The organism is Streptomyces sp. NPDC111520, from assembly GCF_055635295.1.
In genome coordinates this window covers 56,846-74,017 of record NZ_JBVKBW010000017.1, presented here as the reverse complement: position 1 = coordinate 74,017, position 17,172 = coordinate 56,846, and the positions used below count along the sequence as shown (strand labels likewise).

Annotated in this window: 13 protein-coding genes and 1 pseudogene; 6 read left to right on the top strand and 8 right to left on the bottom strand. The window is 74.6% G+C overall.

Annotated elements, in window-relative coordinates; genetic code table 11:
* Position 1: 1 nt before the first annotated feature.
* Positions 2-184, bottom strand: a pseudogene (locus ACZ7MY_RS32615) (threonine--tRNA ligase); the annotation flags it as partial.
* A 363-nt stretch (positions 185-547) separates the two neighbouring features.
* Between ACZ7MY_RS32615 and pelF the strand changes: the two are divergent.
* The 5 genes from pelF to moeZ all read left to right on the top strand — a co-directional run bounded on the left by pelF (position 548) and on the right by moeZ (position 6,325).
* Entirely contained in the window at positions 548-2,212 is a 1,665-nt protein-coding gene (pelF, locus tag ACZ7MY_RS32610) for a GT4 family glycosyltransferase PelF (protein WP_499606975.1), read from the top strand.
* A complete protein-coding gene (locus ACZ7MY_RS32605) occupies positions 2,209-3,252 on the top strand; it encodes a hypothetical protein (RefSeq protein ID WP_499606973.1) in 1,044 nt (347 codons plus the stop codon). The genes pelF and ACZ7MY_RS32605 overlap by 4 nt, the downstream gene beginning before the upstream one ends.
* A gap of 118 nt (positions 3,253-3,370) precedes the next feature.
* Positions 3,371-4,291: an NAD-dependent epimerase/dehydratase family protein gene (locus tag ACZ7MY_RS32600; protein ID WP_499606970.1), complete on the top strand. Its 921-nt coding sequence runs from the start codon at positions 3,371-3,373 to the stop codon at positions 4,289-4,291.
* Complete coding sequence (locus ACZ7MY_RS32595) at positions 4,279-5,040, top strand: spherulation-specific family 4 protein (RefSeq protein WP_499606967.1); 762 nt, start codon at positions 4,279-4,281, stop codon at positions 5,038-5,040. The genes ACZ7MY_RS32600 and ACZ7MY_RS32595 overlap by 13 nt, the downstream gene beginning before the upstream one ends.
* A 106-nt stretch (positions 5,041-5,146) precedes the next feature.
* Positions 5,147-6,325, top strand: a complete 1,179-nt coding sequence (gene moeZ / locus ACZ7MY_RS32590; RefSeq protein WP_499606965.1) for an adenylyltransferase/sulfurtransferase MoeZ — start codon at positions 5,147-5,149, stop codon at positions 6,323-6,325.
* Between the two features lie 96 nt (positions 6,326-6,421).
* On the opposite strand, the gene ACZ7MY_RS32585 is transcribed toward moeZ, so the two are convergent.
* The 5 genes from ACZ7MY_RS32585 to ligD all read right to left on the bottom strand — a co-directional run bounded on the left by ACZ7MY_RS32585 (position 6,422) and on the right by ligD (position 12,409).
* Positions 6,422-7,609 carry an acyltransferase family protein gene (locus ACZ7MY_RS32585; protein WP_499606963.1) on the bottom strand — a complete coding sequence of 396 codons (1,188 nt, stop codon included), beginning with the start codon at positions 7,607-7,609 and terminating at the stop codon, positions 6,422-6,424.
* Positions 7,610-7,719: 110 nt separating this feature from the next.
* The gene (locus ACZ7MY_RS32580; RefSeq protein ID WP_499606960.1) at positions 7,720-8,589 is read right to left on the bottom strand and encodes a glycerophosphodiester phosphodiesterase; all 870 of its coding nucleotides are present in this window, start codon (positions 8,587-8,589) and stop codon (positions 7,720-7,722) included.
* Positions 8,590-8,858: 269 nt separating this feature from the next.
* Entirely contained in the window at positions 8,859-9,926 is a 1,068-nt protein-coding gene (locus ACZ7MY_RS32575) for a phosphotransferase family protein (protein ID WP_499606957.1), read from the bottom strand.
* The gene (locus ACZ7MY_RS32570) at positions 9,923-11,014 is read right to left on the bottom strand and encodes an Rv3169 family protein (protein ID WP_499606954.1); all 1,092 of its coding nucleotides are present in this window, start codon (positions 11,012-11,014) and stop codon (positions 9,923-9,925) included. Before ACZ7MY_RS32570 ends, ACZ7MY_RS32575 begins: the two co-directional genes overlap by 4 nt.
* Positions 11,015-11,377: 363 nt before the next feature.
* Positions 11,378-12,409, bottom strand: a complete 1,032-nt coding sequence (gene ligD, locus ACZ7MY_RS32565; RefSeq protein WP_499606951.1) for a non-homologous end-joining DNA ligase — start codon at positions 12,407-12,409, stop codon at positions 11,378-11,380.
* Between the two features lie 91 nt (positions 12,410-12,500).
* On the opposite strand from ligD, the gene ACZ7MY_RS32560 reads away from it, so the two are divergent.
* Complete coding sequence (locus ACZ7MY_RS32560) at positions 12,501-13,553, top strand: ATP-dependent DNA ligase (RefSeq protein ID WP_499606948.1); 1,053 nt, start codon at positions 12,501-12,503, stop codon at positions 13,551-13,553.
* On the opposite strand, the gene ACZ7MY_RS32555 is transcribed toward ACZ7MY_RS32560, so the two are convergent.
* Both ACZ7MY_RS32555 and ACZ7MY_RS32550 read right to left on the bottom strand, forming a co-directional pair.
* A complete protein-coding gene (locus ACZ7MY_RS32555; RefSeq protein ID WP_499606946.1) occupies positions 13,526-14,191 on the bottom strand; it encodes an NIPSNAP family protein in 666 nt (221 codons plus the stop codon). The genes ACZ7MY_RS32560 and ACZ7MY_RS32555 overlap by 28 nt on opposite strands.
* A 52-nt stretch (positions 14,192-14,243) precedes the next feature.
* The gene (locus ACZ7MY_RS32550) at positions 14,244-16,745 is read right to left on the bottom strand and encodes a lysylphosphatidylglycerol synthase transmembrane domain-containing protein (RefSeq protein ID WP_499607218.1); all 2,502 of its coding nucleotides are present in this window, start codon (positions 16,743-16,745) and stop codon (positions 14,244-14,246) included.
* Between the last annotated feature and the right edge of the window lie 427 nt (positions 16,746-17,172).

Here is a 17,172-nt window from a genome sequence, read left to right as displayed (position 1 = left end):
TGCCACCGGCCGGGAGCCTCCGCTCCCGGCCACCGGCCCGGGCGGGCCCTGCGCGCGGATGCGGGCGTTCCAGCGCGTGCCGGACGGCGGCGCCGTCCGGCAGCCAGCAGGGCAGTCCCGCGCCGATCAGCGGGTCGGTGTCGAACAGGCCGAGCTCGCGGCCGAGTCTGCGGTGGTCGTGCATGACGGTCTCCTCGCGGACGGAGGGCGAGTGACCGCAGACGAAAGCCCCGGGGCACTCGCCCCGGGGCTTCGTCGTGACATGGGTCAGCGCGCCGGGACACTCTCCGGCGTCGTCGTCATGGCAGCGCGCTTCATGCCGTTCACGGTGACAGGCACCCGCGGTGCGCGCGGGAGTGATCCGCGCCGCCTCCGCACGCCCGTGGACCACCCGGCAGACGTCTACCCGGTCACAACGCGCAACGCCGGGGAAAGTCACGTCTCTTCACCCCTTTCGGTGGCACGGCGGACAACCGTCCGTCGTGCCCCCACTTCGCCGGAATACGGTCATCGCGCCCGAACAGACCGGTGCCGAGAGGGGGCAGACGTGCGTATCGCATTACTCGCGGAGGGTGGTTATCCGTACGCCCGGGGTGAGGGGGGCGCCTGGGTCGACCGGCTCGTACGCGGGCTCACCGGGCACGAGTTCGCGGTGTACGCGCTGGGCAGGACCGAACGGGCCGAGGCCGGGGGGCTGGTGGCGCTGCCACCCCAGGTGACCGGCGTGCGCGCGCTGCCGCTGTGGGGGCCCGCGCCGGGTCCGGGGGCCGTGTCGGGCAAGGCGCGCCGCCGGCGGGCGCAGGCGCTGGAGCAGTACCGCGACCTCGTCGGGGTGCTGGCGGGCGACGCCGGCGCCAACGGCGTGGCGGACCGTTTCGCCTCCGCGCTCTACGCCCTCGCCGAACTCGCCCGCGAAGACGGCGGGTTGCCGGTGCTGCTCCGCTCCGAGCACGCGGTGCGCGTGCTGGAGGAGGTCTGCCGGGCGCCCGGCGCGCGGCCCCTCGTCGCGGACGCCGGGGTGGGCGACCTGCTGCTCGCCGCCGACCAGCTGGAGCGCGTGCTGCGGCCGCTCTCCGCGCCCTGGTACGACGAGTTCGGCGACGCCCTCGCCACCGCCGACCTCTGCCACGCCGTGACGGGTGGCACCGCCCTGCTGCCCGCGCTGCTGGCCAAACGGTTCTTCGGCACACCGCTGCTGGTGACCGAGTACGGCGTGCGGCTGCGCGAGACCCTGCTGCTGCACCGCGCCGCGGGCCTGCCCGCCCCCGTACGCGCCCTGCTCGCCGCCTTCCACCGCCACCTGGCGGGCGAGGCCTACCGCGGGGCCGCCCTGGTCACCCCCGGCAACGCCCACGCGCGCCGCTGGCAGGAGCACTGCGGCGCCGAGCGGGACCGGGTCCGCACGGTCTACCCCGGCTACCAGGGACCCCTGCCCGAGCCCGCCGCCGAGGCCGAGGAGGGCGACCCCACACTGGTGTGGGTCGGCCGGGTCGACCCCGGCAAGGACCTGACCGGGCTGCTGCACGCCTTCGGGGAGGTGCGCAAGGAGGAGCCCGGGGCGCGGCTGCGGGTCGTCCGCGCCGGCGAGGGCGACCCCGCGCACCTGGAGCGCTGCCGCGCCCTGGCGGCGCAGCTCTTCCCGGACGAGGCGGCCGACGCCGTGACCGCGGGGGAGAACCCGGTCACCTTCGAGGAGCTCGGCTCGCCGGGCGCCCCGGCGCTGCCCGACGCGTACGCGGCCGGTGACGTGGTCGTGCTCTCCAGCGTCGTCGAGGGATTCCCGGTCACCCTGGTCGAGGCCATGTTCTGCGGCCGGGCCACCGTCTCGACGGACGTCGGCGCCGTACGGGAGGTCATCGGCGGCACCGGCCTGGTCGTGCCGCCGCGCAACCCGAAGGCGCTCGCCGAGGCCTGCGTCGCCCTGCTGCGCGACCCCGAGCGCCGGCAGCGGCTGGGCGCCGCCGCGCGCGAACGCGCCCTGGAACTCTTCACCGTCGAGCGGAACCTGGCGGCCTTCCGCGAGATCTACCTCGACCTGGTGGCCCACACGCCCGGGCGGCACGCCCCGCTGATCGATCCGGACGGCACCCCCGTCCCCTTCGGCAGGCCCGCCGAATCCCGTGTCCCGGGGCGCTGGACGGCCGCCCCCGCCTGGGCGCTGGCCGCCCGTGAGCCCGCGTACGCCGGAGCCGAGGGGCGGGAGCGCGCATGAGCCACGTGCAGGAGGGCGAGACCGGCGCCCGCAGGACCGGCCCCCGCAGACGCGGGCCCGCCGACCCCGTCCGCGGCCTGATGCACCGCCACAAGGAGCTGTGCGCCGAGGCCGTCGACCCGCTGGAGATCGTGGCGGGACTGGAGGCGCAGGGCGTCACCGACCGCGTCGCGGCGGGTTTCCGGCACCGCGACGTCTTCACCCTCGCCGAGGAGCTGTACGCCCGGGTGCCCCGCGCCGGTGCCGCGCCCGCCACGGGCCGGCCCACCGGCCGCCCCGCCCTGCTGCTCGCCCTCGCCCCGGGCGCCGTCTGCGCCGCCGCGAGCGGGGCGCTGCGCGTGCTGCCGCCGCTCACCGTGGTCGCCGTGGCCGTGCCGCTGCTGCTGCTCGCGCTCCTGGCCGCCCTGCGCCGCGGACCGCTGCGGGCGCCGTACGGCACGGGCCCGGGCGGCGCGGTGTGGAGCTACTGGCTGGTGGGCTTCGGGCTGTACGGGCCGCGCGCCGTCGACGGTCTCGCCGGGGGCGTGCTGCCCGCCGCGGACGCCGCCGAACTGACCGCGCTGGCGCTCTCCCTCGCACCCGCCGCCTGGTGCGCCCACCGCTTCGCCGTGCGTTCCCGCGGCCATCTGCTGCGCAGCCGCACCCTGGAGGAGTTCGGCGGCTCCGTACGGCCGCTGCTGGCGGGCACGCTGGCGCTCTTCCTCGGCTGCGTGCTCGCGCTGCTGTGCGCAGCCCGCGCCGTGGCCGGGGCCCCGCTGACGCCCGGGGCGCTGGCCGGCCCGGCCGCGCTCGCCCTGCTGCTGTTCACCGCGCGGCTGCTCGCGGTGCACGGCCACCCGGACCCGGCCGCCATCGGCACCGGGCTCGCCTGCGCCACCGAGGCCGTGGCCCTCGCCGCCGCCCTGCTGGACCGGTTCCCCCTGCCGCCGGCCGCCGTCCCGGCCCTGGCCTGCGCGGCCGCCGCCCTGGCGCTGGCGGCCCACGCCCTGACCACGCTCTCGCGCGCCTCCGCGTACACGGCCGCGGCGGCGCCGCGATGAGCGGGCGGTGGCCGGCCCGGCCCGGCACACCCCGCAGTTCCGAAGAAGAAGCCAAGGAGCAACCCACGATGACCCACCCGCACCCCCGGCCACGGCACGCGCAGCGGAGGCGCTCGCGATGAGAGTCCTCCTCCTGGGCGCCAACGGATTCGTCGGCCGCCACGTGGCCGAGCGGCTGCTGGCCGACCCCGCCGTGCAGCTGACCGCGCTCGGCCGCAGCGACGACGCCGACGTGCGCTTCGACCTGTCGTCCGGCAGCCCCGGCGCCCTGGCCCGCTTCATGGACGCCGTCCATCCCGGGGTCGTCGTCAACTGCGCGGGCGCCACGCGCGGCGGGGCCCGCGACCTGACCCGGCACAACACGATCGCGGTCGCCTCCGTGTGCGAGGCGATGCGCCGCAGCGCCACCTCGGCCCGGCTGGTCCAGGTGGGCTGCGCCGCCGAGTACGGGCCCTCGCCCACCGGTTCCTCGACGGCCGAGGACGCCGTGCCCCGGCCGGGCGGCCCGTACGGGGTCAGCAAGCTCGCCGGGACGGAACTGGTGCTGGGCTCCGGGCTCGACGCGGTCGTGCTGAGGGTCTTCACCCCGGTCGGGCCGGGGACGCCCACCGCCTCGCCCATCGGACGGCTCGCGGAGGCGATGCGCCGGGCCATGCAGACCGGCGACGGCGACCTGAAGCTGACCGGCCTCGGCGTGCAGCGGGACTTCGTGGACGTGCGCGACGTGGCCCGCGCCGTGCACGCGGCCTCGCTGTCCGCCGCCCAGGGCCTGGTCAACATCGGCACGGGCCGCGCCGTACCGCTGCGCGAGGTCGCCGCGGCGCTGGCCAACGCCGCGGGCTACGCGGGCGCCCTCCACGAGGTCGAGGACCCGCACCTGACGGCGAACGGCAACACCCACCCCCACTACCCCGACGGCTGCGGCGTCTGGCAGCAGGCCGACATCCGCACCGCCCGCGACCGCCTCGGCTGGCGACCGCGCATCGCCCTCGAGGAATCCCTCGCCGACGTCTGGATGGAGGCGGCATGCCGCGTGTGAATCCGAGCGGCCTGCGCAGGCCGGTCGACCGCTGCGACGGACTGGGCTTCGGGGTCCCCGCGTACGCGCACCCGCTGGTCGCCCCGGGCGAGTGGGCCGAACTGGCCCGCCCCGGCGCCCCGATGCACTGGGTGGTGCTCAACGTGGCGCGCGGCCCCGGCGCCCGGGTCGACCCGCTCTACACCGAGGCGTGCGCCCGGCTCCGCGACGCGGCCGTGCCCGTGCTCGGCTACCTGGACACCCGGCACGGGGCGCGCCCCTTCGGCCAGCTGGTCGCCGACGCGCACCGCTTCCTCGACTGGTACCGGGTCGACGGCTTCTACCTCGACCGCGCCCCCACCACGAGTTCGGAGCTGCCGGACTGCCGGCGGGTGATCACCACCCTGCGCGCGCTGCTGAGCGTGGAGGGCGGCAGCACCGGGCACATCGTGCTGGGCCACGGCTGCCACCCGTACGAGGGGTACGCCCAGGCCGCCGACCAGCTGGTGACCTTCGCCGGGCCCTGGACGCAGTACCGCTGGTCGGAGGCCCCGGAGTGGACGGCCGCCCACCCGCCGGAGCGCTTCTGCCACCTGGTGCACGGCGTCCCCGCACCGCACCTGGAGAACGCGATGCGGATCGCCCGCTGGCAGGGCGCGTCGACGGTCTACTTCACCGACCGCACCGACCACGCGGCATGGGACGGCCTTCCGGCCTACTGGGACGAGGCCTCGCGGATGCTGCGCCGTCAGCCGCCGCCCAGCATGTGACCAAGAATCGTCTCGGTCCTCGGGACGGCGGTCTTGGAATGAAGAAGGGCGTGGCAGTGTTACGGGGAGAACCACCCGTAGTGATCGATCGACAAACGGAGTCCCCGTGTCGCTGCCACCCCTGGTCGAGCCGGCCGCCGAGCTCACCGTCGACGAGGTCCGCAGGTACTCCCGCCACCTGATCATCCCCGATGTGGGGATGGACGGGCAGAAGCGGCTGAAGAACGCGAAGGTGCTCTGCGTGGGCGCCGGCGGTCTCGGCTCGCCCGCCCTGATGTACCTGGCCGCCGCCGGTGTGGGCACGCTCGGCATCGTGGAGTTCGACGAGGTCGACGAGTCCAACCTGCAGCGCCAGATCATCCACAGCCAGGCGGACATCGGCCGCTCCAAGGCGGAGTCCGCCCGCGACAGCGTCAAGGGCATCAACCCGTACGTCAACGTGGTCCTTCACGAGGAGCGGCTCGAGGCCGACAACGTGATGGAGATCTTCAGCCAGTACGACCTGATCGTCGACGGCACGGACAACTTCGCGACCCGCTACCTGGTCAACGACGCGTGCGTGCTGCTGAACAAGCCGTACGTCTGGGGCTCCATCTACCGCTTCGACGGCCAGGCGTCGGTCTTCTGGTCCGAGCACGGCCCCTGCTACCGCTGCCTCTACCCCGAGCCCCCGCCGCCGGGCATGGTGCCCTCCTGCGCCGAGGGCGGCGTCCTGGGCGTGCTGTGCGCGTCCATCGGCTCCATCCAGGTCACCGAGGCGATCAAGGTCCTCACCGGCACGGGCGAGCCGCTGGTCGGCCGCCTGATGATCTACGACGCCCTGGAGATGCAGTACCGCCAGGTCAAGGTCCGCAAGGACCCCGACTGCGCGGTCTGCGGCGAGAACCCGACCGTCACCGAGCTCATCGACTACGAGGCCTTCTGCGGCGTCGTCTCCGAGGAGGCGCAGGAGGCGGCGATGGGGTCGACGATCACTCCGAAGCAGCTCAAGGAGTGGATCGACGACGGCGAGAACATCGACATCATCGACGTCCGCGAGCCCAACGAGTACGAGATCGTCTCCATCCCGGGCGCCCGGCTGATCCCCAAGAACGAGTTCCTCATGGGCAACGCCCTCCAGGACCTCCCGCAGGACAAGAAGATCGTCCTGCACTGCAAGACCGGTGTCCGCTCCGCCGAGGTCCTCGCCGTGCTGAAGGCCGCGGGCTTCGCCGACGCGGTCCACGTCGGCGGCGGCGTCATCGGCTGGGTCAACACGATCGAGCCGGACAAGCCGGTCTACTGACCGACGCGAGAGCGGAGGCCCACGGAGTCCGGCCGGTCCGGACGCCGTGGGCCTCTGCCGTTGCCGTGGGCCCCTGCCGTCGGAGTGGGCCGGACGTCACGGACCCGCCGGAGTGACCCCGGCCGGTTCGCGCCGTGCCGGGGCCGCAGCGACGGAACGGCGCAGCACCGGCAGGGACTTCCAGGAGCGGTGCCGTTTGAAGGGCAGCTCGAAGACCCGGGCGAACAGCCACGCCGCCAGCAGCGAAACGGGCAACGCCACCAGGAGCGTGAACCAGAACGTGGGCAGTCCCGGGGCGACGAACCGCGGCGCCACGCGCCGGATGACGGCCATGACGACCGGCAGGTGGACCAGGTAGAGGCTGTACGACACGTTGCCCAGGCCCCGGACGGGACGTGCGGTCAGCAGCCGGAGCAGGAAGGCCGGCCGGCCCGTGGCGACCGCGGCGATCAGCATCGTCATGGCGGGGACGACGGCGAGGTCCACCCAGAAGTAGTGGTCCACCGTCCAGACCCGGCCCTTGACGGCGGCGAGCGCCGCGACGGGCGCGGCGGACGCCACGGCGAACCAGTGCCACGGCAGACGCCGGACGCGCGCCGAGGCGACGACGATCCCCGCGCCCACCAGCCCGGCGACGAACACCGGCGCCAGGTGCGGGGTGAGCCAGTTGTCCCCCTCCACCGGGGACGCGCCCGGCGCCATCAGGCCGTACACCACGACCGGCAGCGCCGCCCCCGCGACCAGCACCACGGCGCCCAGCCGCCGCCGCACGAGCAGCAGCAGCGGGAAGAGCAGGTAGAGCTCCGCCTCCACGGCGATCGACCAGAACGTGCCGTTCGGCGTCGGCGCGTTCAGCACGTCCTGACCGAGGAGGCCGTACACCACGACCGTCGCGCCGGTGGGCGGCCCGAAGTGCGAGGCCGGCACCACGTACCGGGCGATGACCAGGCTCGCCGCGAGCGCCGCCCAGTACGGGGGCAGGATGCGCCAGGCCCGGCGGCGCAGGAAACGGGGGGCACCGCCCAGCCGCCAGCCGTCCCGCGCCGGGGCGACGGCCAGCGAGAACCCGGACAGCACCAGGAAGAAGACGACGGCGAGGCGCCCGTACATGAGCCCGTCCAGCCACCGCGGGGCCGAACTGTCGGGATACCCGGGGAACGTGTAGAGCCAGCAGTGGAACAGCAGTACGTACAGGGCGGCCAGGCCGCGGAGCCCTTCGAGGCCCGGCACCTCGGGCCGGGCGTGGCCTTCGCGCGCGGTGCTGACGGGACGGCTCGCATCCACGGGGATCGTTGGGCCCTTCCTCCGGCGTCGGCGGCCCGGTGCCACCCACAGAGACTCGTACGTCGCCGTGGGCCGGGCGGTTCAACGGGCCGCGCGGCCTCCCGTCCGGGTCACTGCACGCCGTTGCGGATGACGTCCGGGCGGTTGGTGATGATGCCGTCGGCCCCCAGGGCCGCCATGCGGACGGCGGTGGTCAGGTCGTCGACCGTCCACGCGTTCACGCGCAGCGGCTTGCCGTCGGGGCCGTCGACGCTGTGCACGGCCTGCACGTAGGCGTACGTGACGTCCTTCTCGTCCGGGTTGATCTGGTCGGCGAAGGCCGCGTACTCCTTCAGGCGGGAGACGGGCGGGCTGCCCAGGAACCCGGTCACGACGGCCGGGCGCAGTTCGTGGGTGCGGCGCAGGGCGTCGGCGCTGAAGCTCTGGATGACCAGCCGGCCGGCGAGGTGCGCCTGGTCGAGCCAGCCGGCCTTCTGGAGGGCGTCGACGGTCTGCTGCTCGACGCCGGGGTAGAGCTCGGGCTGCTTGAGTTCCAGCAGCAGCCCCTGCTGGTTCCGGTCGAGGAGCTGCAGGTACTCCTGGAGGGTGGGGACCCGCTCGCCGCGGAAGCGGGGCGCGAACCAGCTGCCGGCGTCGAGCCGGCGGATCTCGGCGAGCGTGAAGTCGGCGACGCGCCAGGGGGCGCGGTCGGGGAAGACCTGCTCGACGTCGGTGGTGCGGTTCAGCGTCGCGTCGTGGATCACGACCAGGGCCCCGTCCTTGGTGCGCTGGACGTCGTTCTCGATCCACGCGATGTGCTGCTCGTGGGCCCGGCGCACGGCCGCCAGGGTGTTCTCGGGGGCTTCGGTGGAGGCGCCCCGGTGGGCGAAGACCGTGGGGGACGAGGGGTCCGCGGGCGCGGCGTGGGCCGGCATGGTGACGAACGCGGAGGTTCCCAGCAGGAGGGCGGCCGTGACGCCACGGGCGAGGTGTTGGTGCATGCGTACTCCTCACGACGGCACGGTCCCCTCCCGACCGAGGTTCGCAGCCCGTACCAGGACACGGCGGTGCACGACATGACAAACGGGTGAATAACATCATCCCGTTCCCCCGTCAGGGTGGCACGGATGGCGTCCGGGCGCAGGTCGTGAGGAGCGCCCGCCCCCCCGGGGGGAGTCGCGACGGGCCGCGGGGCCGCCCGGGGCGCCGCCGTGGGCGCCCCGGACGACCCCGCGGTCACGGAACGTGAGGTCCTCGCCTGTCGCCGGGGTCAGCGGTGGCGGCCCTCCACCATCGCCTGCAGCGTGTCCCGGTGCAGGATCAGCGCGTCGGGGTCGGCCGGCGTCTCGCGCTCCCCGAAGTGGATCTGGCGGTGGCCGATCCGCAGCATCACGACCGCGTGCCGCAGCGCGGCGTACAGGAGGTGGAAGTCCAGGTCGCGCGGGGTGTGCCCGGTGAGTTCGGCGTAGGTCGCGGCGGTCCGGTCGCGGTCGAGGAAGTCCGGCATGCCGGGGAAGCCGGCGGTGACGGTGAGGTCCTGGAAGAAGCGGTGCAGGTACACCAGCCAGGCCAGGTCGAGTTCGCGGGGGCCGGAGGAGGCCATCTCCCAGTCGAGGACCGCGACCGGGGTGAAGTCCGCGTCGTAGACGATGTTGCCGATCCTGGCGTCGCCCCAGCTGAGCACCGACGGGCCGGGGTCGGCGGGCCAGTGCTTCTCCAGCCAGGCGAAGGCCCGCTCGACGAGGGGGGAACGGGTCCGCCCGTCGACGACCCATTCGTAGTAGGCCCGTTGGGCGTCGACGTGCGCGCGCAGGGTCCCCTCGCCGGGGACGGTGTGGAGTTCGGCGAGCACCCGCACCGTCGAACGCTCCAGCCGTGCCCGCTCCTCCTCGGAGGCGTCGAAGAGCCAGTTGCCGCCGTAGGTGTACGGCATGACGTCCGGCGGGACGCGGCCGGGGACCCGTTCCATGACGAAGAACGGCGCGCCGAGCGGCCCCGGGTCCGGCTCCAGCCACAGCAGTTCGGGCACGGGGACGCGGGTGCGGGCCGCGACCGTCCGCATGACGCGGTACTGCTCGGCCATGTCGTACGTCGGGAAGACGGCGTACGCGTCGGGGTCGCCGGCCAGCCGCAGCACGCAGGGGCGGATGCGCTGCCGCGCGGTGCCCGCCGGGTGGGGGACGGCCAGGTCGAACAGGACGGTCTCGCTGGACAGGCCGTTCGCGGCCGGCAGGTGCACGCCGCGGCAGTGGGCGCCGGGGTGCTTCGCGGCCAGCCACTCGTCGAGGCGACTGCGCAGCAGTCGGGGGTCGCGGGTGGTGGTGCGCACCGTTGTCACATGGCCTCCTGACCGGTGAAGCCGCTGGGGGAGTGGCGGCCGAAGCTGCCGTGCTCAAAGATGCCGTAGCCGACCCGGCCGTCCCAGGCGAAACGCGCGGCGTGGTCGGTGACTCCGTACGCGGCGGGCGCGGTCACCGCCGGATCCGTCAGGTCATACGCACGGCGGTCGAGCCAGCCGCGGCCCTTCCACTCGCCGTGCTGCCAGTCGCGGGCGGGCGGGTAGCCCGCGCCGACCGCGAGCGGGCTGGAGACCAGCACCTCGGCCCCGATCTTCCCGCCGTCGAGGTGGACGACGGCCGAGACCGGTGTGCGGGTGCCCTCCCGGTAGGTGATGTCGACCCGGGCGCGGCCCAGTTGCCGGTCCGGGCCGTGCTCGGTGATCTGCAGGGCCTCGTCCAGGGAGCGGTAGCCCTCGGCGTCCTCCTGGGCGATCACCATGACGAAGCGGTCGTCGAACCGGATCGGTATCCACAGCCAGTGGAAACCCCGCGGGCGGTGCTCCTCCTCGGCCCGCCCCGGAGCCTCGCCGGGCACCGGGCGCACGCCCCAGCTGCGGTCCCGCGTGGCCGTCCAGCGACCGCGTTCCACGCGGATCTCCTCGCCGTCGCCGGTGCGGACCACGCCGTGGCAGGTGCCGGCCTGCACGAAGCGGCTGGCCTCCAGGAAGAGCCGGCCGCCCCGGTACTGGGCGTGGTGCGGCTCCTCGACGGCCGGGAAGGCGGCCTCCCATTCCAGGTCGTAGGAGAGGAACTCGTCGTCGCAGGTCAGCCGGAGCCTGCGGAGCGGTTCCAGGACGTCGACGCGCAACGGCCCGACCTGCTGCCGCATCCGGTCCTCGCCGAGCGCGTCGGAGGCGCGCACCGCGAGCATGCCGGTGCCGCGGGTCAGGGTCGCGTAGGCGTCGGTGACGCCGAGGTTGGGGTGGACGCCGAGGCCCGTGATGAGCAGGGCCCGGCCCTCGTGGTCGAAGAAGTGGAAGATCGAACGGTCGTAGGCGTTGCGGTCACCGGTCGCGACGTGGCGCATGGAACGGGCGATCTGATGGACCGGGTACTCGTCCAGGGGCACGGGTCGAGGCGCGGGCATGGGCCTGATGATGCGTCAGTGCGGCCCCGCTGGGAAGGGGTCGCGCCGCCCTCCGGCCCCTCGGGGGCCGGGGGCGTGCCGCGCCGCGGGTCGTGCGTGGTGCCATGCGGGGCGCGCTGTGCCGTGCTGTGACGCGCGGCGTGTCCGTGCCGGGCCGCGCCGCGCGGCGGGCGCCGATTCGCGCCGTACCGCGGCCTGTTTCGTGCGGTGCGTGGGGTCGTAGGGGGTGCCGCGCCGTGCGGTGGTGCCGTACCGAACCGCCCGTCTCCTGCGCCGCCGCCCCGAGGCGTGCGACGTGCCGTGCGCCGTCGTGCCCGGCCCAGCGCCGCGCCGGGCGCCCGGGCACACGGGTCTGCCGCGTCGTCAGTCCCCGGCGCCCCCGTCGGCCGGCTTGCGGCGGGCCCTGCTCGGCTGGACGCGCAGCGGTTCGCCGGGCATCTTGGGGTGGTCCGGCGGGTACGGCATGTCGCCGAGCCCGTGGTCGTGTTCGTCGCGTTCGGCCAGTTCCAGCACGGCGTCCAGCCGGTAGGCCCGCTCCTCCATGTCCGCGTGGACGTCGCCCAGCTCGGCGTACCGCGCGGGCATCGTGACCAGGTCGAAGTCCCGCGGGTGCACCTGCGGCACCTCCTCCCAGCGCAGCGGCGCCGAGACCGGGGCGTGCGGCCTGGGCCGTACGGAGTAGGCGGAGGCGATGGTGCGGTCGCGCGCGGTCTGGTTGTAGTCGACGAAGATCTTCTCGCCGCGCTCCTCCTTCCACCACGCGCTGGTCACCTGGCCGGGCATCCGCCGCTCCATCTCGCGGGCGATGGCGATGGCGGCCCGCCGTACCCCCGTGAACGTCCACGCGGGCTCGATGGGGACGAAGACGTGCAGGCCCCGCCCGCCGGAGGTCTTCGGCCAGCCGCGCAGGCCCAGTTCCTCCAGCAGCCCGCGCAGTTCGCCGGCGACGACCACCGCGTCGGAGAAGTCGGTGCCCGGCTGCGGGTCGAGGTCGATGCGCAGCTCGTCCGGGTGGTCGAGGTCGCCCCGCCGGACCGGCCAGGGGTGGAAGGTGAGGCAGCCGAGGTTGGCGCCCCAGACGACCGCGGCGGTCTCGGTCGGGCAGATCTCGTCGGCGTACCGGCCGGAGGGGAAGCGGATGCGGCCGGTGGGGATCCAGTCCGGGGTGTTCTTCGGCGCGCGCTTCTGGAAGAACGACTCGCCCCCGACGCCGTCCGGGTAGCGCTCCATGGTCGTCGGCCGGTCGCGCAGCGCCCGCAGGACGCCGTCGCCGACCGCCAGGTAGTAGCGGGCCACGTCCAGCTTGGTGAAGCCCGGTTCCGGGAAGTACACCTTCCCCGGGTTCGAGATCCGGACCGTCCGCTCGCCGACGGTCAGCTCGACCGCCTCCGCCATGCCGTCACCGCCTCTCCCGGCACCGCCTCTTCCGTCCCCGACACGGTAGGCCCGACGGGCGGGCGGCGCCTGTCGGGCGGAGAATCGCCGCATGGACCTGCCGGTGATGCCGCCCCTGAAGCCGATGCTCGCCAAGTCCGCCGCCGCGATCCCGCCCGGCATGCTGTACGAGGGCAAGTGGGACGGGTTCCGCGCCATCGTCTTCCGGGACGGCGCCGAGGTGGAGATCGGCAGCCGCACCGGCAAGCCCCTGACGCGCTACTTCCCGGAGGTCGTCGAGGCGGTCCGCGCCGAACTGCCGCCGCGCGCCGTCGTCGACGGGGAGATCGTCATCGCCCGCGAGGGACGGCTGGACTTCGACGCGCTGCTGGAGCGCATCCACCCCGCCGACTCCCGGGTGCGGCAGCTCGCCGAACGCACCCCCGCCTCCCTCGTCGCCTTCGACCTGCTGGCGCTCGGCGACCGCTCCTTGATGGCCGACCCGCAGACCTGGCGCCGCCAGGCCCTGGTCGACGCGCTCGGCCCGGCGGGGGCGCCGGTCCACGTCGCCCCCGCCACCACCGACATCGAGCTGGCGCGGCGGTGGTTCGAGCAGTACGAGGGCGCGGGCCTGGACGGCGTCGTCGCCAAGCCCCCGGACCTCGGCTACCGGCCCGACGAACGCACCATGTTCAAGGTGAAGCACGAGCGCACCGCCGATTGCGTGCTCGCCGGCTTCCGCTGGCACAAGTCCGGTCCCGTGGTCGGCTCCCTGCTGCTCGGCCTGCACGACGCCGCCGGCCGTCTCCAGCACGTCGGCGTCTGCGCGTCCTTCCCGATGCGCCGCCGCGAGGAACTGGTCGGCGAGCTGGAGCCGCTGCGCATGGACTCCACCGAGGGCCACCCCTGGGCGGACTGGGCGGAGGCCGCGCCGGGCGGCCGGATGCCGGGGGCCCAGAGCCGCTGGAGCGCGGGCAAGGACCTCTCCTGGATCCCCCTGCGACCCGAACTCGTCCTGGAGGTCGCCTACGACCACATGCAGGGTGACCGCTTCCGGCACACCGCCCAGTTCCGCCGCTGGCGCCCCGACCGCGACCCCGCCGGCTGCAGCTACGCCCAGCTGGAGGAGCCGGTCGGCTACGACCTCGGCGACGTCCTGCGCTGAGCCCCGTCGGGTCCGGGCGCCGGGACGCGTACCGGCGCCAGCCGCAGCCGCTGCACGGGCCGCAGCAGCGGGTGATCGGCCACCCCGGCGGGCAGGACGGGCAGTCCGGGCCGCGGCCGGGCGTCGGGGAAGGCGGTGAACCACAGGACGACGTCCTCGCCGGTGCGGACCGGCAGCGCCGGGAAGTCGTTCACGGCGTGCTCGCTGCGGTGCACCGCGGCGTCCGGCGGCAGCCCGCCGGGCCCGGCGAGTGCCCCGGCGAAGGCCTCCGGGTCGGCGGGATGACAGATGGTCACGACGACCTGCCCCGCGTCCGGCGGCACCCGGTGGCCGGGGCCGCGCAGCAGCAGGACGTCGTCCGAGTCGGTCATGGTGGCGTTGGCGGCGTCCCGGTGCGCCCGCCACAGCGGGCCCCCGTAGAAGGCGTGCAGCGAGCGGAGCCGCGCGGGCATGCCGGGGAAGGCGCGCATCCACACGAAGCGGTCCGGGTCGTCCAGGTCGGTGAAGCGGCCGCCGACCCGGATCCCGGCGGCCTCCTGGCCGGTGACGAACTCGCGCTCGAACAGCTCGACCAGGGTGTCCCGGGCGCCGGGGCGCAGCGTGTACTGCCGTAGCTCGACGACGTGCGTGGGGTCCATGACCGGGGACCGTAGGGGCGGCCCACTGACATCTCCTGTCAGTGGGCCCTCGTCACAGTGCCTGCCGCCTGGTGAGCGTGGTGAACGCCAGCCAGCCGGGCAGCACCGGCAGCCAGAAGGTCAGCACCCGGAAGAGCAGCACCGCGGAGGTGGCCGTCGCCGAGTCCAGGTGGCCGATGGTGGTCAGACCGGCGATCAGCGCGCCCTCGACCGCGCCCAGGCCGCCCGGCGTCGGGGCCGCGGAGCCCAGGGCGTTGCCCGCCAGGAAGACCACCGCGATCGCCGCGAAGTTCACCTCGCCGTGGAAGGTGCGGATGCTGGCGTCCAGGCACAGCACGAAGGCGAGGGTCAGCAGCAGGGTGCCGCCGATGCCCGTGGTGAGCTTCATCGGCTGCTGCAGCACGTCCAGCATGCGCGGCACCACCCCGGCGAACAGCGCCCGCACCCGCGTGGAGACGAAGCGCCGCAACGGCGGGACGGCGGTGACCACCAGGAACAGCACGCCGGCCGTCAGCAGACCCGCCATCACCGTGCGGGACGGCGACAGCGAAGGCGTCTTCTCGGTGCCGGTGATGTAGCCGAACACCAGCAGCAGGCTGATGTGCGAACCGAGGCCGACCAGCTGCGAGGCCCCCACGCTCGCCACCGCGAGGCCCGGGCGCACACCGGACTTCTGCAGGTAGCGCGTGTTCAGCGCCACGCCGCCGATGGCGGCGGGGGCGACCAGCTTCACGAAGGAGCCGGCGATCTGCGCCAGCGTGGTGCGCAGGAAGGACAGCTTCTCCGGCACGAAGCCGGACAGCGCCATCGCCGCCGCCACGTAGCTGAGCGCGGAGGCCAGCACGGCCACGATGACCCAGATCCAGTTCGCCTCGCCGAGCAGTGTCGCCGGGTCGATGCTGCTGATCTGGGAGAGCAGGAAGTACGCGGCGAAGGCGCCCGCGATGATGCTGATCAGCGTGCGCGGCCGCACCCGTTCCAGCCGCACCGGCTCCACCGGTGCCTGCGGGCGGATGAGCAGCACCTGGTGACGGATCCGGGTGAGCAGGTCCTCCTCACGGGCCCCGTCCAGCGCGTCCTCCATCGCCTTCTTCTCGGCGCGCCGCTCCGCCTTGGTCTCCTTGCCCGTCTCCTTGGTGCCGCTTCCGTCGGCCTCCCCGTCCGCCCGCCGGGCCCGGGACGCGGCCAGCACGGCGTCGCGCTCGCGCTGCGCCCGCTCCCTGGCGAGCTGCTTGAGCGTGGCCCGGGTGGTACGGCTCAGGGCGATGGGCTGCAGCAGGGGCAGCGAGTCGGCGACGGCGTCCGGGCCCAGCACGGCGACGGCCGAGGCCACCGACCGCTCCGGGCCGACGCGCAGCGCCAGGGTGGTGAGCAGCTGCGCCACGTCCATGCGCAGCACGATGTCGCCCGCGGCGATCTCCCCGCCGCGCAGGTCGGTCAGGAAGACGCCGCCGCAACGATCCATCTTCAGGGCCTCGCCGACCAGCCGGCGGTGCGCGATCCGCCGCGACTGCAGCGCCCGCACCTGCTCCCAGGCGCCGTGCAGCACCTCGTCGGTGATCTCCTCGTCCGACAGCGCGTCCAGCGAGCGCCCGCTCATGTGCTCGTAGACCAGCATCACGGCGTCCGGACCCAGCTCCGAGGTGGCGATCAGCCGAGGCGCGTTGGCACCGGCGGCGATGGCCGCGTAGGCGAGCAGCGCCTCCTGCTCCAGCGCCTGGCGCAGCGACTGCAGGCTGCGCCGCTGGGTGATCCCGCGCAGCTGGAGCCGGCGCCACATCCGGTAGAAGAAGCCGTGCGCCTGCTGCTCGCGGTCCACCACGGTGACGTCGAGCAGCGGGCCGTCCTCGAGCGTCACCAGGTAGCGGCGGCCCCGGTCGGAGTCGGGCGCGTCGGGGAACTCGTCCTCCGCGCGGACCGCCGTCAGCGGGGCGAAACCCACCCGGCGCAGGCCCGCGAGCAGGTTCTGGCCGGTCGGGCGGACGTTGGGCGAGCCGACCCCGTAGAGCGTGCCGTAGGCGACGGTCCAGCCGATGAGCACCGTCACGACGATCGAGAACGGTGTGGTGTAGCCGCCGACCAGCACCGCGAAGGAGTCCACGACCAGCACGAACCACAGGGCCACTCGCCAGCGGGGGCGCCGGGCCATGCCGACGGCCGTCATGTAGGCGATGACCGGTGCCAGGTAGCCGTGGACGGGGTCGGTGATGCCGCCGCCGGGCGCGTCGCGGGTCAGCGCGTCCCGGATCGCCACGGGCGCCGCGTCCGACACCCACAGGTCGGTCGCGAGCGACACCCCGTGCGCCAGGACCGCGGCCAGCACACCGTCCGCGATGCGCAGTCCGTCCCGTTTGATCAGCCGTTCCACGGCGAACGCCACGGGGACGATCAGCACCGCCACGGTCGCCAGAAGCCCGGCGATGGTGATCAGCGGCTCGGGTGCGTGCGTCGCGCCCTCGGCGATGTCCTGCTCCACGCCGGAGGTCGTCGCGTGCGCGAAGCCCGCGATCATCAGCACGATCGCGATGCCGAGCAGCCCGAAGAGCAAGCGCATGAGGTCGACGGGCCGGTGCACGCGCGCGGGCAGCAGCGGTTCGTCGCGCGCCACCGGGTCGGTGTGCGGGGAGGTGCCGGTGGTCCGTGCGCCGTCGTCCGCGACGTCCGCGTCGTCCGCGCCGGGTTCGCCCGGTGGCCGTGCCGCGTCCGCGTCGTCCGCGGTGTCCCCTTCCGGCTCCCCGGCCGGGGTCTCCTCCGCCGGAGCGGCCGGGCCGTCACCGCCGGGGTCCGCACCGGCCGCGCCGCGGGCCTGCGGTTCCTCGTCCGGCCCGGGGTGCGCGGCGGCCCGCTCGTCACGGCCGGCCCCGTCCTCCGCCGCGGTCACGGCGTCGTCGCCGGAGGCCGGCGCCGCACCCGTGGACGGCGGGACCCCGGCCCCCTCGTCCGTGTCACCGGGCGCACGCGGGGCCTGCGGCACGGCGGTG

Bases quoted from the DNA above. Each gene is read 5' to 3' on its own strand.
- ACZ7MY_RS32605 (WP_499606973.1), top strand. From the start codon at position 2,209: ATGAGCCACGTGCAGGAGGGCGAGACCGGCGCCCGCAGGACCGGCCCC.
- ACZ7MY_RS32600 (WP_499606970.1), top strand. From the start codon at position 3,371: ATGAGAGTCCTCCTCCTGGGCGCCAACGGATTCGTCGGCCGCCACGTG.
- ligD (WP_499606951.1), bottom strand. From the start codon at position 12,409: ATGGCGGAGGCGGTCGAGCTGACCGTCGGCGAGCGGACGGTCCGGATC.
- ACZ7MY_RS32580 (WP_499606960.1), bottom strand. From the start codon at position 8,589: ATGCACCAACACCTCGCCCGTGGCGTCACGGCCGCCCTCCTGCTGGGA.
- ACZ7MY_RS32555 (WP_499606946.1), bottom strand. From the start codon at position 14,191: ATGGACCCCACGCACGTCGTCGAGCTACGGCAGTACACGCTGCGCCCC.
- ACZ7MY_RS32595 (WP_499606967.1), top strand. From the start codon at position 4,279: ATGCCGCGTGTGAATCCGAGCGGCCTGCGCAGGCCGGTCGACCGCTGC.
- ACZ7MY_RS32550 (WP_499607218.1), bottom strand. From the start codon at position 16,745: ATGCGCTTGCTCTTCGGGCTGCTCGGCATCGCGATCGTGCTGATGATC.
- ACZ7MY_RS32560 (WP_499606948.1), top strand. From the start codon at position 12,501: ATGGACCTGCCGGTGATGCCGCCCCTGAAGCCGATGCTCGCCAAGTCC.
- ACZ7MY_RS32570 (WP_499606954.1), bottom strand. From the start codon at position 11,014: ATGCCCGCGCCTCGACCCGTGCCCCTGGACGAGTACCCGGTCCATCAG.